The sequence below is a fragment of the Arthrobacter sp. zg.Y820 genome, from assembly GCF_030125555.1.
Taxonomy (GTDB): Bacteria; Actinomycetota; Actinomycetes; order Actinomycetales; family Micrococcaceae; genus Arthrobacter_B.
The window spans coordinates 35050-49950 of sequence record NZ_JASKLX010000005.1; the positions used below are offsets into that span (position 1 = coordinate 35050).

Annotated in this window: 9 protein-coding genes; 6 read left to right on the forward strand and 3 right to left on the reverse strand. The window is 57.7% G+C overall.

Annotated elements, in window-relative coordinates:
* The first annotated feature begins 16 nt into the window (after window positions 1-16).
* Window positions 17-3763: a CDP-glycerol glycerophosphotransferase family protein gene (locus tag QNN99_RS04950; RefSeq protein WP_229965320.1), complete on the forward strand. Its 3747-nt coding sequence runs from the start codon at window positions 17-19 to the stop codon at window positions 3761-3763.
* A gap of 370 nt (window positions 3764-4133) precedes the next feature.
* Here the strand turns inward: QNN99_RS04950 and QNN99_RS04955 are convergent, their stop codons facing one another.
* Window positions 4134-5660: a glycosyltransferase gene (locus QNN99_RS04955; RefSeq protein ID WP_229965321.1), complete on the reverse strand. Its 1527-nt coding sequence runs from the start codon at window positions 5658-5660 to the stop codon at window positions 4134-4136.
* Between the two features lie 76 nt (window positions 5661-5736).
* On the opposite strand from QNN99_RS04955, the gene QNN99_RS04960 reads away from it, so the two are divergent.
* Window positions 5737-6534 (forward strand): acyltransferase, encoded by a 798-nt coding sequence (locus QNN99_RS04960; RefSeq protein ID WP_229965322.1) that lies wholly within the window; start codon window positions 5737-5739, stop codon window positions 6532-6534.
* A gap of 171 nt (window positions 6535-6705) precedes the next feature.
* On the forward strand, window positions 6706-8220 hold the full coding sequence (locus QNN99_RS04965) for a glycosyltransferase (protein ID WP_229965323.1): 1515 nt from the start codon (window positions 6706-6708) through the stop codon (window positions 8218-8220).
* Window positions 8221-8274: 54 nt separating this feature from the next.
* On the opposite strand, the gene wecB is transcribed toward QNN99_RS04965, so the two are convergent.
* Window positions 8275-9387, reverse strand: a complete 1113-nt coding sequence (gene wecB, locus QNN99_RS04970) for a non-hydrolyzing UDP-N-acetylglucosamine 2-epimerase (protein WP_269439150.1) — start codon at window positions 9385-9387, stop codon at window positions 8275-8277.
* 605 nt (window positions 9388-9992) lie between these two features.
* Here wecB and QNN99_RS04975 point away from each other — a divergent pair.
* The gene (locus QNN99_RS04975; protein ID WP_229965365.1) at window positions 9993-10970 is read left to right on the forward strand and encodes a DAK2 domain-containing protein; all 978 of its coding nucleotides are present in this window, start codon (window positions 9993-9995) and stop codon (window positions 10968-10970) included.
* Window positions 10960-13173, forward strand: a complete 2214-nt coding sequence (recG, locus tag QNN99_RS04980; RefSeq protein WP_229965325.1) for an ATP-dependent DNA helicase RecG — start codon at window positions 10960-10962, stop codon at window positions 13171-13173. The genes QNN99_RS04975 and recG overlap by 11 nt, the downstream gene beginning before the upstream one ends.
* 76 nt (window positions 13174-13249) lie before the next feature.
* On the opposite strand, the gene QNN99_RS04985 is transcribed toward recG, so the two are convergent.
* Complete coding sequence (locus tag QNN99_RS04985) at window positions 13250-14023, reverse strand: CatB-related O-acetyltransferase (protein ID WP_269439151.1); 774 nt, start codon at window positions 14021-14023, stop codon at window positions 13250-13252.
* Between the two features lie 276 nt (window positions 14024-14299).
* Here QNN99_RS04985 and rsmD point away from each other — a divergent pair, with 276 nt between their 5' ends.
* A complete protein-coding gene (gene rsmD, locus QNN99_RS04990) occupies window positions 14300-14899 on the forward strand; it encodes a 16S rRNA (guanine(966)-N(2))-methyltransferase RsmD (protein WP_229965326.1) in 600 nt (199 codons plus the stop codon).
* Window positions 14900-14901 lie beyond the last annotated feature (2 nt).

Genomic DNA, 14901 nt, shown 5'->3' on the forward strand with positions numbered 1-14901 from the left:
TTTCGATAGGGGAATAATGCTGGGATGGCAGGCGGCTTACGCGCATGCTCGGAAGCTCGAAAGCAAGGACGAGTGGGCCGCAGCAGTAGCTGTGTACGAACGTCTTATGCGCAGGGGCGAAGAGTCGAATGCCAAAGTAGTCTTTCGACTTGGGCATGGTTATTTTCGCCTAGATCGTCTGAATGAGGCGCTGCCAGTTCTCAGGCGGGCGGTAGAGCTTCAACCGAACAACGCAGCATGGAATTATCGTCTTGGCTTCGTACTGGAGCGTCAAAAGTCCTTCGGCGATGCTTTGCACTACTACCGAAAAGCGCTTGATCTGAGCCCGGAGCAAACAGCGTGGGTGCGGCGAGTGGAGGCATGCGAGGCAGCCATTGCACAATTACGTCTTGACGTAGTGGTCAAGAACAAGGCGGCAACCTGGCAGATGATGAGCACTCTGGAGGATGGGCTAGCAACTCACTCGGGAGACTGTCGCTGGCTGGAAAGGCTCGCTGACGCCTACTTTAAAATGGGAAAGTTTGAATCGGCAGCAGTCACTTACGCCAAGGCTTCCGCTCTTAGCCCGAAGAGCGGGGTCCTCCCCTTCAAGGCGGGCTGGGCATGGCATCTAGCGGGACGTCCTGACAAGGCTGACGAAGCGTATGTGCTCGCCGTCGCTAAAGACACAGAGCTCGGCGCTGCGACAGTTGGCATCGGTGCTTATTTCCAGGCCCGTGGTCAGTGGAAGTTGGCGGCTGACAGCTACGCAAAAACTTTGATCTCCAACCCTGAATCCGTGGAGATCCGCTACCGCCTCGGCTTAGCCCTCCAGAAAATATACGACTGGGACACGGCAGCACGTGTATTCCAGGAGGGACTCGAGCTCGACCCTTTCCAAGAACGAATGTCCTGGCGACTTGGCCTTTCATACGAGCGTCTGGGAGATCTCAAGAACGCCGAGCGCGCCTACTCCCGGATACTGGAGAGCTCCGCCAGTGCCAGTCTTTACTGGAAATATCGGCTGGGATACGTATTGCAGCTTCAAGGCCGGTACGAGGAAGCCTGCCTGGCCTTCTACCTCTCACGGGAAGACAGAGTCTCGCCCACGCCCTCTACCAGCGGCAACCCTTACCTCGAAGACGTTTTGGAAGCCGACTTGCAGGTGGGGCTCCTTTCTCAGTCGGCGGACCTTTGTTACAAGCTCGGGGTGCGTGCAGAGCAGCTGGGTTATTTTGCCATTGCTGCGACCGCATACGGCGAAGCGGTCAAGCGCACAACGGCGTATGAGCCTGAGCGGTTCTTCAGACTGGGCCGGTCCTTGATGCTGGAAGGGAAATACCGGGAGGCTTCTGCCGCGTTCATGGAGATCCGGCAGTTCAAGCGACCTCATGCCGTTGACACGACTCAGTACATGAAAAAACGGCACTTAAAACAGACGATGGTGTACACGGAGTACATGGAAACCCTGACCATCCAGGGCTCCACGGTCTTATATGAAAGCGGCCACGGATCTGCAATAGCGGGTAGCCCGCTGCAGCTATGCAAATCCATCATTACCGACCAGCGTTTTACAGGTTTTACGCACGTCTGGGTAGTCAACGACCCGAAGAACATCCCCGCGGAGTTCCGCCGACGTGCTGATTTCGTTTTTGTGGTGAGGGACAGCGATCTTTATCTGCGATACCTCGCAACGGCAAGATACCTGATAAATGACAACACCTATCCTCCTTACTTCATCCGTCGTGATGAGCAGCAATACCTCAATACTTGGCACGGAACCCCGCTCAAAACACTTGGCCGCGATATCAAGGGCGGCGTTTTGGAGCACAAAAACGCTGCCAGGAATTTCCTTCACGCAACGCATCTTATAGCTCCCAACCAGTTTACGGCGGACTGTCTGATTGAGAAATACGACGTAGCTGGAATTTTCAGCGGGAAGCTTGCACTTACCGGTTATCCCAGAGTAGACGCGACACTAACGCCTTCAGACGCTCAAAGGACTGCCCTGCGGGAGAAACTTGGAATACCCGCTGGGAAGAAAGTCGTTCTATATGCACCGACCTGGCGCGGAACCCTGGGGGACAGAAGTCTTGATAACGAGAGACTGATTGCTGACGTCGAGGCAATGGGGGGATCAGAGGAATGGCATTTGCTCTACCGTGGCCATGCAATGACCAGTTCCCAGGCAAAGGGGAAACTGTTAGACAGGCATGCCGTCCCTGCCGCAATCGACACGAACGACCTCCTTGCTATCGTTGATGTGCTAATTACCGATTACTCCAGTATCTTCTTCGATTTCATCCCTACCGGCCGGCCAATCATCTATTACGCCTACGATTTGGACCGTTATAAGGAGGAACGAGGCCTCTACTTCGATCTGGAGTCTATGCCGGGGAGCGTCTGCCACGACATAGATACTGTTGTCGAACAACTAAACAGCCTGGTTCCCTCAGGTACTCCTGCCCACCACCGGCAGGAGTACGCAGCAGCCCAGAGGGAATTCTGCCCACACGATGACGGTCACGCGGCAGCGCGGGTTGTTGAGTTCTTCTTTTTCGGTGACGCTGCCTGCGAAGTCCACAACGGAATGGACGAGAAGCGGAACATCTTGCTGTTCCAGGGGTCCTTTTTGCCCAATGGCATCACCACGTCCTACCTGAACCTTGTGTCCCACATCGACAGCGGGGAGAACAATGTTTACGTCGTCGTGGATCCGGAAGCGCTGGCCTCAGAACCTGCCCGGCTGGAAAAGTTTGACCAGAATCCAGACCACGTTCGGGTGCTCGCGCGTGTCGGAAGCCATGTTCTCACCCCAGAGGAACGGTGGGTCGTCGACAAGTTCAACAGCCAGTACTCCGTTGATTCTGAAGAAATGTGGGCCATAATCGACCGTGCATTCGCGCGCGAATTTCGGCGCATGTTTGGAGCATCTGCGTTTGATTCTGTTATCTGCTTCGAAGGTTATGCTCGGTTCTGGACAGCTTTGTTGGGCAACGCTCCGCTCAAAGATGCGAAAAAATCCGTCTATTTGCATAATGACATGAACAAAGAGTGGCAGAATCGGTTCCCTTACCTGGAAGGAAATTTCCGGCTGTACAAACGTTTTGATTCCCTTATCTCCGTAACGGAGAGTGTTGCTGAAGAGAACGTGAGTCAGTTGGCGGAGCGGTTTGAGCTGAACCCTAATTCTTTCACCTTCTGTAATAACCTCGTAAATCCGCAGGAGACGCTCCGGCTGGCAGAGGATCCCCTGGATGCAGATATTGCGGAGTGGCTAAATAATGGTGACACGTTATTTGTGACCCTTGGGCGCCTTTCCCCCGAAAAGGGGCATGCGAAACTTATAGCAGCTTTCTCCGCTTTGGCAGCTGAGCAGCCACAAGCGAAGCTGGTCATCTTGGGTGACGGTCCGCTACTTGGCTCACTTCAGGAACTCATTACGAGGCTGGGACTTGATGGACGCGTCCTGCTTGCGGGCCGGCGCCTGAATCCCTTCGCAATCCTCAAGAGCGCCGATTGCTTTGTGTTCTCGTCTGACTATGAAGGCCAAGGCCTCGTAGTCCTAGAGGCACTAATTCTCGACCGTCCAGTGATCTCCACGGACGTGGTCGGTCCCAGGAGCGTATTGGAAGACGGTTATGGCCTTCTCGTGGAAAACAGTGAGGAAGGTCTTGCCGATGGATTCCGGAAGTTTTTCACTGGCCAGATTCCTCACCGAAAACTTGACTATGAGTTGTACCAAAAAGAAGCTTTGGATAAGTTCGCCGCGGTTGCTCTCTAACCGGGCCCGAGTTCGTCTTCGAGGCTGGGTGTCATGCTCGGTAAGCGGCATCCCCTTATGATCGGGACCGTATACGGCAGAGTTATGCCGTCAAAGGGTCGCTGTGGTTGCTAGTGGCCCGGCATTGGTGTTGGTGCTGACAAGCGGGGCCAGACCCTCGCATTCGAGTGCCACCCCAAAATAGGGTCTTGTAGTTCCAGATACCCTCCTTGAAGCCGCGTCTTGCGCTAGAATCCCTGGCTTCCGTAAGCGGAGAAGGCTCTTAGGATATAAACAGTCTCAGCCTAAGAGCCTTCTTCTTTAGTGCTGCACGGAGATAATATTGTCCTCACCCGCGGGGCAAACATCCGATGTTGAGTGCTTCAAGCGTTTAGCCCAGCGCTAATACACCGGAGCCCATGATGTTGAACAAGCTTCTCCAATCATCGATGAGACGTTGCTCGGTGAATCGCTCTGTTACTTGCCGTGCGGTGGTGCTCATATTATTTCGCAATCCGTGATCACTGAGTAGTAGAATCGCTGAATCGGCTAGTTCCGATATATTCCCTGGCGCTACAATAAATCCATCTTTCCCGTTCTGCATGATATCTGCAGGGCCATATTTGAAGCCATAACTGATAGGTACGCAGCCTTGTGCCATACTCTCGATCAGCGAAAGACAGAATCCTTCGTGGTTCGAAGTCACAAAGGACACAGCAGCACCAGCAAAAATTTTGGCCGAATCATCAGTAAATCCCATGATACGGACGGAGTCCCGTAGGCCAAGGTGCTCGATAGAGTCTACGATCTGTTGCTCATCGGGGCCGCGTCCGTAGATCTCGAAGTAAGCGGATGGGCACTTTTCCCGGATTCGCGAAAACGCATTTAGTGCGTCTATGTGTCCCTTGTTCTTATCGAACCGGCCGACCATGACAATTTTGTTTGGATCCCGCACAACAGAACGTTCAACTTTGGGGACATGGTGGGGTATTACATGCAGATTGTTGATCAGCCCGTGCTCTTTAAGCAGATCGAGACGTTGTTCCTCCGTTAACACTACCAATGCAGGAAGATCTTCGATCGAGCTTAAGAAATGTCTCTGATCCGGCCGAGTCGGACTGCCATAAGTATACGGAGAGCCATAGTGTGAAGAGTGGAAGGTAAAAATCAGCACTCCATCCAAGGCGGAGGTAACGGCAGCTAGCGCGTTTCGCCGGCGCCCATACTCGGAAATTATCGTCGGCTTACCGATATCGAGCATTACAAAATTACGCAGCCAATACTCATACATTTCATCGTAGGACGAGAAGTGAACCACTCTCCCGTCATGAAGTGTAAGGTGTCGCTGCGATGTCTCTTGGGGCTCTGACAGATAGACAGATCCGTCGGGGCGACAGTAATCTATGACCTCGGGCCTGTTAGTGGTGTGGTTCATTAGCTCGACTTTGCACGCTTGACCGGCCTCGTCAAACCATGTGCGGCGTAGACGTTGTTTACCATTGTCGGTGAGGTAGTCGATGAAGCTCACGGTTTTCGACGTCCGCATCCAAACAAATTCTCGGTAGTCGCCCTCGTATCGCCCTCTGGAAACTTCCCAGCGCTTCGTATCTGGTGTGTATACCCAGCCAGATTCTCCGATATGGGTTGGCGCAACATATTCCGTGCTGGAAGGCATGGGTTTGCGGCCAGCAAAATCTAGGTGCATCGACCGAACGTCAATCATACCTTCTGCCAACTGCCCAGCATCTTGGAGCCCGGCTATATGCCGGTCGATATCGGGGACAAACTGGTCCACGAGAATCGTGGTCTTCGTACCTTCAGCCGCAAAGGCTTGGGCACGTCGCAGAACGGACATAGCCAGGCCGGTGGGGCGGTCCGGCAGCGGGCCGAACATTGCTATAAATACTTGCTGAGTCATACAAGTAGTTTCTCATGTCGCCGTAACGAAAGCACATGTGCTTCTCTTGCGGTCGTGTGGCCGGTATTCTGTGCTGGTGGAATCAGTTATGCGACTTGCAATTTACAAAGACGACCGCGGCAACGAGATTACTTATACCGGCGTAGTCGACGAGAATATCAATATAGTTTTCAGGGGTTCGAACAACAAGCTAATTGTGTCAGCAAGCGCCAGAATAGTACTGCTTCATGTTCAGTTTGATTGCGACAACGGTCACTTTGCGATTGGAAGCAGTAAAGGTGGAGGGGTAATAAAGATACATTCTCGCGTGGGCCAGGGTGCAGCGATCACTGTTGGAAATAATGTATCCATGACCGGAAATGTATACATTTCATCTGTAGAGGGTTCGTCAGTAGTCATAGGCGACGACGTCATGTTCGCTAGCGGAATACAAGTGCGTGCCGACGACGCCCATCCGATCTTTGATGTGTCGAGTGGGGAGCGTATTAACGTCACGGAAGATATTGCGATTGGTTCGCACGTATGGGTAGGTAATAATTCCTCCATTCTCGGTGGTGCGGATATCCGGGACGGATCCGTTATCGGGCTTGGCTCCGTTGTTAAAGGCAAAGTTCCAAATAACTGCATAGCCGTTGGTGCTCCAGCACGCGTTGTACGCCGGGACATTGCGTGGGAACGTCCTCATCTCTCCCTGGTTAAGCCGTTTTACAAACCGGACTCAAGCACAGTTAAAAAGTCCGCATTTTGGAATTATACCGAAGAAACCGAGAGCTTTTATGAACAAAGCACCCAGCTTCCCACGCCCTTGACTTCATCTAGCAAAAGTCTTTTTGGCAAATTGTTATCGAGGTTTGGTTACCAAAAAATCAGTTAGCATTAATTGTTGTTCAGTGGGGTGTGGCCTGAGTCAGCGAGGCATGCTGCAACTCTTTCGAACAGTCTGCTTCGCCGAGAACGGGGCAAATAGTAATCTGCGCTGGGTTCTGGGTCGGTTTGGTTCGTGTAGCGTGAGGGTATCCGCAAATAAAGTCGGCAGAGGATCAGTATGCATATCTACAATGTCATGTTTGGTGGAGTCCCGGCACGTCCAACCGGGCTGGCCACGAGCGTTCTTCGGCGAGCACGTGCTTTGGCAAATTCTGGGCATAGCTTCGAGATTTTGGTCAGTGAACATTCCCCTAATTTTGAAGACAGTGTCCAAACGTTGGAGGAAGAGGGCGCCTTAGCTGACGGCAGGATAAAGCTGCGAAGCATGCATTACGATCTCGCTGGGATCGAAGGTGCGAGAGAAGAGCATCCCTATTCCAGTCCTTTGGGTAGGGCTCAGAACGGATGGAGTTATGTCCAGGATCCAAAGCGGTCGGATATTTGGCGTGGCTCTCAGGATGGGGACTACAAGCACTTCGTTTGGATGCGGGACGATAAGGTTGCGGGAATAGACACCCTCCGCAGTGGTAAGCGAACAAAGCGTACCTGGTATGACTCCGGTGGGAGGGCCTGCAAGGTCGAGAGAATGACTCCTGAGAATAAGCCACACCTTATCGAGTACCTTGACCATTCTGGAAACATCTATTTGCAAGAAAGTAAGTCTCCAGAAACTGGCGCTATCACGAATATCGCGATGCATACGTCGAAGGGCATTAGAAACTTTTCAGCGCTTTCTTCGCTAATAGACTACTGGTTTCATGAGATTGTTTTCAAGGGTGTCGTGGGACCGACAGTGATTTCGGAGTATGGATTCCACCGGGCGTCTCTTCAGGAGTTGGAAAAGCGCAACGCTGCAGCGGTTATCTATACGTTTCACAACAACCACCACACTGCGCCTTACGGCGTTTCAGCTCCGCTTCGACCGGAGCAAAGGGACTTTTTCAAGCACCTTAAGGAGTATAAGGCGCTCGTGTTGCTGACGGAGGAGCAACGGAAAGATATAGTGGATGAGTTTGGGTGCTCCGATATTCTTCACGTCATTCCACACCATATGCCGAGAATCGCGATCGATCGTCAGCTTGAACGAGACCCAAACCGGATTGTCATGGTTGGACGTTTCGACGCGATTAAGGGGCATGCCCATGTGTTTAAAGCCTTTGCGCATGTTGTGAAGTGTCATCCCCAAGCAACGCTGAGTCTTTTCGGGAGGGGACCGGAAGAGAGTCGGCTTCGTGATTTGGCCAAATCCTTGGGGCTTTCGGACTCGATCCATTTTCGCGGTTTCACGGCGGATGCCTTTAGCGAGTTCAGTCGCGCTGCTATCTCCGTTGTCGCCTCATCCTATGAAGGTTTCTGTCTGTCTCTTGCCGAGAGCATGACTGCCGGCTGTGTACCGGTTTCATGGAACTTCAGATATGGCCCGAATGATCTGATCACGCACGAACGTGACGGCCTTCTTGTAGAGGCGGGTGATATATCAGGGTTGGCAGAGTCGCTTATTAGCCTTTTGCAAGATCCACAAAGACGTCAGCGAATGTCTGCCGCCGCGCGGGAAATTTCGGATCGTTTATCTGAAGATCAACTCATAGAAAGCTGGAACGAGCTAATGTCAGCAGCCCATTCTCGAAGTTAGTCTTGTTAGGGATTTTTCTTATCACAGTATGAGCGATTTGCACATATCCCACTGTCAGTGGACTTTTTTGTCCAGTAGGTTCTCGAGGGCAACCATGCTCCGCGCAGCAGCGGTCCCATCCCCATAGGGATTCATTGCCTCGGCCATGGAGTTGAAGTACACCCGGTCGTGCAGCAGGCGGTCCACTTCGGAAACAATGCGGTCCTCATCAGTGCCGATAAGCTTCACCACGCCGGCCTCCACGGCTTCCGGGCGCTCTGTGTTCTCCCGAAGGACAAGGACGGGCACGCCCAGGCTGGGGGCTTCTTCCTGAACTCCGCCGGAATCGGTCAGGATGATGTGCGCCAGGGAAAGCAGCCGGGTGAACTCGCCGTACTCCAGCGGTTCGGTGACCAGCACGTTGTCCAGACCGTCCAGGTGGGGCAGGACCGCTTCACGGACCACCGGATTGGCATGGATCGGCAGCACGATGGTCAGGTTCGGTTCGGCGCGGGCAATGCGGCCCAGCGCGCGGCCGATTCCCTGCATGCCTTCGCCCTGGTTCTCCCTGCGGTGGGTCGTGACCAGCAGGACCTTCCGGCCGGACGACGCGAGGTTTTCCAACTCCGGATCCACAAACGGAACATTCTTTTCCACCGTCGCGAGCAGCGCGTCAATGACCGTGTTGCCGGTGACCACGATGTTCGCCGGATTGATGTTTTCCGCCAGCAGATTCTGCCGGCTGCCTTCGGTGGGGGCCAAATGCAGTGACGCGATCTGCGAGGTGATTTTGCGGTTGCCTTCCTCCGGGAAGGGCGAGAAGGGATTGCCGCTGCGCAGGCCGGCTTCGACGTGGACCACCGGGATCCCGTGATAAAAGGCGGCCATGGCTGCTGCGGTGGAGGTGGTGGTGTCGCCCTGGACGATGACGGCGTCGGGCCGGTTTACGTTGAAGAGCTTGTCCAGGCCGTCGATGGTCCGGGCGAGGATGCCGTTGAGGGTCTGGCCGGGCTCAAAGATGTTGAGGTCGTAGTCCGGTTCAATGCCAAAGAGGTTGTTGACCTGGTCCAGCATGGAGCGGTGCTGGCCGGTGACAGTGACGAAGCAGTCGAGCACTTCAGATTTCCGAAGCGCGGCCACAATGGGCGCCATTTTGATGGCCTCGGGACGTGTCCCGTATATGGGCATGACTACCGGCAAAATACAACCCCCAACAGGCAAACAGTGAAGTGTAATCCCTTAGCGTAGCGGATTAGCTGTTTCTAGCAGTTTTCGAGCCAGATTCGGGCCGAATAAGTTATGCGGTCTCCGGGGCCGTTATCCGAATAAGAAGAGCAGGACGGCGAGGGTGGGAACGGCAACGACGACGAGCGCCATTACGGCTATCGCCGCGGCCCGCTGCCTCCGGTAACGCGTGGACCTGACAGGCCGGGGGGCCGCTGCGGGAGCAGCCGAAGGGGTGCTGGGCTCGGGGCTCACGGGGGAGGTCACAGCGGGAGTACCAGGGGATGTCACCGGGGACGTTTCCGGGGAACGTGCTTCGTCCGTCATGCGAACGGTGCCCATGTGCCGTGCCGCTGCAATGTCGGGGTACCGTCTCTTGGCCATCCTTCAACTTTCCCACATTTGTGCAAATCGTTATCGGCACCGCCAAGGCGGCTGCGGTAGGCTTCCTACTGTCCAAACCGGCCCGGAGCACTCGGGGGACTGAATGTGTCCGGGGGCCGGAATATCAGCGACAGCACGGAAACGGGTTCACTTTGCAGACCAAAATCACCGCGAACGCACAGGCGCTGAAGCGATGGTTGAGCAAAGCCGAAGTGTCTCTGGGTAACCACAGTGACCGGCTTAATGCGATCAATATCTTTCCGGTGGCCGACGGCGACACCGGCACCAATCTCTACCTCACCCTCCGCTCCGCCTCGCGCGCCATCGCCGACGCCGAGACCACTGACATCGGCGAACTGCTGGGTATTGCCGGCCGGGCCGCCATGGAGGACGCCAAGGGCAATTCCGGCACTCTGCTCTCCGTCTTCCTGACCGCCATGGCCGAGCCCCTGCAGGGCACCACCCGCCTCTCGGCGCCGCTGCTGGCCTCCGCACTGCACCGCGCGCAGCTGCGGTCCTGGTCCGTGCTCAGCGATCCCGTTCCCGGCACCATGCTCTCGGTGCTGGAGGAGGCCGCCAACGCTGCCCGGGACACCGAAGCCGCCCAGACCGGCGACGACAGCAACGCCGGGCTGGCCGCCACCCTGCGCGCGGTCACGAATGCCGCCCTGGCCGCCGTCGTGCACACCGAACTGCAGCTGGACGCCCTGACCCAGGCCAAAGTAGTCGACGCCGGCGGCGTCGGGTTCCTGCTTGTCCTGGACGCCCTGCGCGCTGCCGCGCTGGGCGAGGAACTGCAGGAGGAACTGCTTGACGGCCTGCACGGGTACGACGTGCAGGCTCCGCACATTCACGGCGACATGCCGCGGATGGAGGGCGTGGAAGTGATGTGCACCATCAACCTCAGCCCGCTGGACGCCGCGACCCTGCGTCTGCAGCTGGATGAGCTGGGGGACTCGGTGATCATGAGCGCCGTGAACGCCGTGGGGGAGGGCTACCGCTGGCGCGTGCACGTCCACACGCCCGACGCCGGAATCGCCATCGATCTGCTCCGTACCGTGGGCGAGCCCATGAACCTGACCATCACCGAGCTTTCCGCCGATGGCCACGAAACCAATGAAATTCCCGAGGGCAGCGGAATCCACGAGGCCCATGAGGTCTAACGTTCCCCCGGAACTGGACTTCCCGCTCGAGCGGCGCATCGGCAAGCCCTCCGCCACCAAGCTGGAGAAGCATCTGGGCCTGACGACCGTCGGCGACCTGCTCCACCACTTTCCGCGCCGCTACATGGAGCGCGGGGAGCTGACCCCGATCGCGGAAATCCCCTTCGACGAGGACGTCACGCTGATCGCCCGGGTGCAGAGCGCCAACGCCCGGCGCATGCAGACCCGCAAGGGCACGCTCCTGGAGGTGACTGTCACCGATGACGCCAGCGGTGCCCTCGGCCTGCTGCACCTGACCTTCTTCAACGGCTGGACCGCGCAGAAGGATCTCACGGTCGGCACCCGCGCCATGTTCTCCGGCAAGGTGGGCGTCTACAAAAAGCAGCTGACGCTGACCAACCCCAACTATGTGGTGCTCAACGAGGAAGCCGACGACGAGGAAGAGGCCAAGCGGCCCATCCCTCTCTATCCGGCCGCCACCAAGCTCAACAGCTGGGACATCAAAAAGGCAGTCGACGCCCTGCTGCTCACCCTGCAGACCGAAGAGCTGCACGACCCCATCCCGGAGTCCATCCGGCAGCGCGAGCACCTGCTGGGCCTGGTTGAGGCCTACGAGAAAATCCACCGGCCGGCGGAAGTCGGTGAGGCGTACAAGGCCCGGCACCGGTTCCGCTACCAGGAGGCCCTGGTGCTGCAAACCGCCCTGGCGCGGCGGCGGAGCATCGCCGCGCAGGAGGACGCCACCGCCCGTCCGCCGCGGACCGGGGGTCTGCTGGACCGCTTTGATGCCGCCCTGCCGTTCACGCTCACCAACGGCCAGGCCGAGGTCGGCCGGGAGCTGGCAGCGGACCTCGCCCGCCCGCACCCCATGAACCGGCTGCTGCAGGGCGAGGTGGGCTCCGGCAAAACCCTGGTCGCGCTGCGCGCCATGCTCCAGGTGATCGACGCCGGGGGACAGGCGGCGCTGCTGGCCCCCACCGAGGTCCTCGCCGCCCAGCACTACGAGTCCATCACGAGGACCCTGGGTCCGCTGGGCCAGGGCGGACGGCTGGGCAGCGACGAGGACGCCACCCAGGTCACGCTGCTGACCGGCTCCATGAACACCGCGCAGCGCCGTGCCGCCCTGCTGGATGCCGCCAGCGGTGCCGCCGGCATCGTGGTGGGCACACACGCCCTGCTCTCCGAACACGTGCAGTTCGCCGATCTGGGCCTTGTCGTCGTCGACGAGCAGCACCGTTTCGGCGTCGAACAGCGCGACATCCTGCGCACCAAGGGGCGCAGCACTCCGCACCTGCTGGTCATGACCGCCACTCCCATTCCGCGCACCGTGGCCATGACCGTGTTCGGTGACCTCAACGTCTCCACCCTCTCCGAACTGCCGGCCGGCCGGGCGCCGATCTCCACCTTCATGGCGCCGCTGGCGGAAAACCCGGCCTGGGCCCGCCGCATCTGGGAACGTGCCCGCGAGGAGATTGACGCCGGACGGCAGGTGTATGTGGTCTGCCCCAAGATCGGCGACAAGGAGGGGGAGCCGGGCTCCGATCTTTTCTACGACGAGACCGCTCCCGGCAGCAAGGCCGACAAGCTGAGCCTCTCCTCCGTCGCCGAAATGTTCCAGCAGCTCTCCGAGGTGCCGGCGCTCGCCGGCGTGCGGATCGGCATCCTGCACGGGCGGCTGGAACCGGCGGAGAAAACCGAAACCATGGCCGCCTTCAACCGCGGCGACATCGACCTCCTGATCTCCACCACCGTCATCGAAGTGGGCGTGGACGTGCACAACGCGTCAATGATGGTGATTATGGACGCCGACCGGTTCGGGATCTCCCAGCTGCACCAGCTGCGCGGCCGCGTCGGCCGCGGCGGGCTGCCGGGCACCTGCCTGCTGGTCACCCGGCTGGAACCCGGACATCCCAGCCGGGAACGGCTGGAGGCAGTGGCTGCCACCACCGACGGCTTTGAGCTGTCCCGCAAGGACCTGGAGCTGCGCCGCGAGGGGGACATCCTGGGCGCCTCGCAGTCCGGCGGCCAGTCCACGCTGAAGCTGCTGCGGGCCATCCAGGATGAACCCCTGATCGAAAAGGCCCGCGCCGATGCCACGGCCCTGGTCGAGGAGGATCCGGACCTGACGGAGAATCCGGCGCTGAACGAGGCCATCGAGGACTACCTGAATCCGGAGAAGGAAGCCTTCCTGGAGCGCGGCTGACCCGGCACGTATCTCTGCGTCTCTGCGGGTGTGACCCTGCGGATTGTGCGTCAAAAGTGACGGCCAAGCTTGCACTTCAGCTTCTTGCAGCCTCTTCTAGTTCTCTCCCGTCTAGGAACGACGGTGAGTATTCCTCGATGTCACCAGTCTTGGCCAATTCAATGACGTTGGCAGCGAATTCATGCGGATGGCGGACATCCACATCCCTAAGACTGCTCGGTGAGTATCTCCACCATTGTGCTTCGAGTAAGAGGCGCACTGTTTCGTCATCAAAACGGGAACGTATAACTTTGGCCGGAACGCCGCCAACGACAGTGTATGGGGCGACATCCTTTGTCACTACGGCATTACTTGCGATAACTGCTCCATCCCCTACTGAAACACCGTGTCCTAGGGTGACATTCTCGCCAATCCAGACATCGTTACCGATTGTTATATTTCCAGCTTGATATTCAAACTTCTGATATCTGGGCTGCTCCGCCAGATCGCCTTCGTATGTTCTCATCATCAACTGTCGGTTATAGAAGACCGGGCTAGTGGAGGCCCACTCAAGTGGGTGCTTGGCACCCATTACTCGCAGGCCCAATGCGATGGATGAGTATCTTCCTACGCTTACGGAAGACGGCAGTGTCGAAAGCGTGTAAGAAAAAGAGCCCATCGACACAAGACTGCGTCCACTGCCTGCCCAGTATGTTGTGTAGGGCTCAATTTGAAGATCAGGGGAGAATTGAACCTGCATGCCATCCGCGTAGCTAATACCGCTTTCTGCTATTGAGTTGACGCCAGGACCCAAGAAGAATATGCGGTTATGAACGAGTAAGGGCCTCAGTTTTGGCATGGGTATCTGCATGGTTCAAATTCTAGCTGTGGCAGGAATTTATACGAAAACTCCCTTTTTCTTGCTAAGATTTGTCGCTGACTCTTCCATCGTGGAGCCTGCCACATTACCTTGCATTCTCTGCCAAGGCGGCAAGCCGCTGGAAGTGACAGCAGCGATTATGATCTGAGTCGCAGTGGCAGGCAGGCAGGAGGAACTGGACCTGATGAGTGCCGCCCCGGAGCGTGCTGCCCTGGTCAACTGACTTTCAGGCCGGAGGACCGGCCAAAGCCCGATAAAGTAAAACCCATGAGCCGCATCATTGCCGGAACCGCCGGCGGAACCTCCCTGACCAGCGTTCCCGGAACAGGAACCCGCCCCACCACGGACCGGGTGAAGGAAGCATTGTTCTCCCGGCTCGAGTCCTACGACATCCTGGCCGGCGCCCGCGTGCTGGACCTGTTTGCCGGATCCGGCGCCCTCGGCGTGGAAAGCGCCAGCCGCGGCGCGGTCTCCGTGGACCTGGTGGAGCTGGCCGACAAGGCCGCCGGCACCTGCAAGCAGAACGCCAAACTGATCAACGACGCCGCCGGCCGCAGCGTCGTCAACGTGCACCGCGCCAAGGCCGACACTTACCTGCTGCGCGTCCCCGCCGACGTCACCTGGGACCTGGTGTTCCTGGATCCGCCCTACGACCAGGACGAGGAAGACCTCGCCGCGGTGCTCCGGGCACTGCCGCGGCACCTGGCCGAGGGCGCCGTCGTCGTGCTGGAACGCTCCACCCGTTCACCGGAGCCGGTGTGGCCGGCTGGAATGGAACGCTTCAGCGAACGCAAGTACGGCGAGACCACGCTCTGGTTCGCCGAGCCGGCGCAGGCCGACGACGACGAAGCCGCCGCAGGCTCCTAGCG

Bases quoted from the DNA above. Each gene is read 5' to 3' on its own strand.
- QNN99_RS04950 (WP_229965320.1), top strand. From the start codon at position 17: ATGCTGGGATGGCAGGCGGCTTACGCGCATGCTCGGAAGCTCGAAAGC.
- QNN99_RS04955 (WP_229965321.1), bottom strand. From the start codon at position 5,660: ATGACTCAGCAAGTATTTATAGCAATGTTCGGCCCGCTGCCGGACCGC.
- QNN99_RS04965 (WP_229965323.1), top strand. From the start codon at position 6,706: ATGCATATCTACAATGTCATGTTTGGTGGAGTCCCGGCACGTCCAACC.
- wecB (WP_269439150.1), bottom strand. From the start codon at position 9,387: ATGCCCATATACGGGACACGTCCCGAGGCCATCAAAATGGCGCCCATT.
- recG (WP_229965325.1), top strand. From the start codon at position 10,960: ATGAGGTCTAACGTTCCCCCGGAACTGGACTTCCCGCTCGAGCGGCGC.
- QNN99_RS04985 (WP_269439151.1), bottom strand. From the start codon at position 14,023: ATGCAGATACCCATGCCAAAACTGAGGCCCTTACTCGTTCATAACCGC.
- rsmD (WP_229965326.1), top strand. From the start codon at position 14,300: ATGAGCCGCATCATTGCCGGAACCGCCGGCGGAACCTCCCTGACCAGC.